Source organism: Bacillus pseudomycoides DSM 12442, assembly GCF_000161455.1.
Taxonomy (GTDB): domain Bacteria; phylum Bacillota; class Bacilli; order Bacillales; family Bacillaceae_G; genus Bacillus_A; species Bacillus_A pseudomycoides.
Map to the genome: position 1 here is coordinate 5509374 of NZ_CM000745.1, position 1092 is coordinate 5510465.

At 34.7% G+C, this 1092-nt stretch carries 2 protein-coding genes and 1 pseudogene; 1 reads left to right on the forward strand and 2 read right to left on the reverse strand.

Translation table 11 applies throughout. From position 1 onward, the window contains the following. Both BPMYX0001_RS27845 and BPMYX0001_RS27850 read right to left on the reverse strand, forming a co-directional pair. On the reverse strand, positions 1-477 hold a 477-nt coding region (locus BPMYX0001_RS27845; RefSeq protein ID WP_033799506.1), incomplete at its 3' end, for a peptidoglycan recognition protein family protein. A 282-nt stretch (positions 478-759) separates the two neighbouring features. After that, positions 760-960: pseudogene (locus tag BPMYX0001_RS27850) on the reverse strand (peptidase M23); the annotation flags it as partial. Here BPMYX0001_RS27850 and BPMYX0001_RS35080 point away from each other — a divergent pair. Next, positions 955-1062 carry an IS3 family transposase gene (locus BPMYX0001_RS35080; protein ID WP_157753651.1) on the forward strand — a complete coding sequence of 36 codons (108 nt, stop codon included), beginning with the start codon at positions 955-957 and terminating at the stop codon, positions 1060-1062. The pseudogene BPMYX0001_RS27850 and the gene BPMYX0001_RS35080 sit on opposite strands and share 6 nt — an antisense overlap. Positions 1063-1092: the final 30 nt, after the last annotated feature.

Here is a 1092-nt window from a genome sequence, read left to right on the forward strand (position 1 = left end):
GTTAAATGCGTTATTTACCTTCTCAATGAAATGGTCCAATCTTCCTTCGTCGAGCATACGGTGTGGACAATGTTTTCCACTCCACGATTTATGAGTACGTATATTACTAATTGGGATGTTAAATTGTTCCATTAACTGAGCTATAATAATTGCAGCAGTATCTTCTGCTTTGTAATATCTATCCCCACCGCTTAAAGAGTAGCAAATTTCAACCCCGATAGATTTACGATTCCCATTTCCGTTACCATCACCAGCATGCCAAGCATTACGATCGAACGGAATACCTTGTACTGCTTCTTTATCGTCTACTGCAACATGGAATGAAACTGAATTATTATTTCCAATCATATAAGATATTTCATTTTCAGCTGATGCATCATTGTACGTATTATGCACTGTGATGAATTCCGGTGTCATTGCATAGGGACACTTTATACCATATTTACTTGAGTTAACTAATTTTTGTCTAATTTCCATTACTGAACATCTCCGTTTTATTCTCTTGTTTTTTCACCTGAAATTTCTACTGTGTTACTAAGTACACCTGATGGCTTAATGCATATATGGCTAGCTTTTTCTATAAGTGATTCATTGTTATCACTTTCTTTCAAAAGAAAAAGAGCAACTATGTATCAGTTGCTCTTCCATTAATTTCTCTCTACGCTCCGATCACCGTTTTACAGGGATTAACCCCACCGCAAAAAAAGCATCCTATGATGCTTTTTTTCATCTAATTTAATATTCATGAATTTCGAGATACTACTTTACATCAAAATGTTTTTCTTCTACCCAAATGTTTTGACCAATATCAATATATCCGTCTTGACACGCATAAATTCCATATGGAACAGATCCATCTACATTATCTGTATAATTTCCGTTAGAACCATCATATGTGTTAATATCATAACCTGCCGGATATTTTGAATAAGCACTGAACCATTGTATATCGAAGTGTTCCAGTATTATAACCACAAAAGAATTACAGTAAAATTAAAAGGCATGAGTCCTTTACAATATCGGACCCATGCTCAAAGAAGCTACTTAAATTCTCTTGTCTAACTTTTTGGGTTCAATTCAATAAGAGCCGAC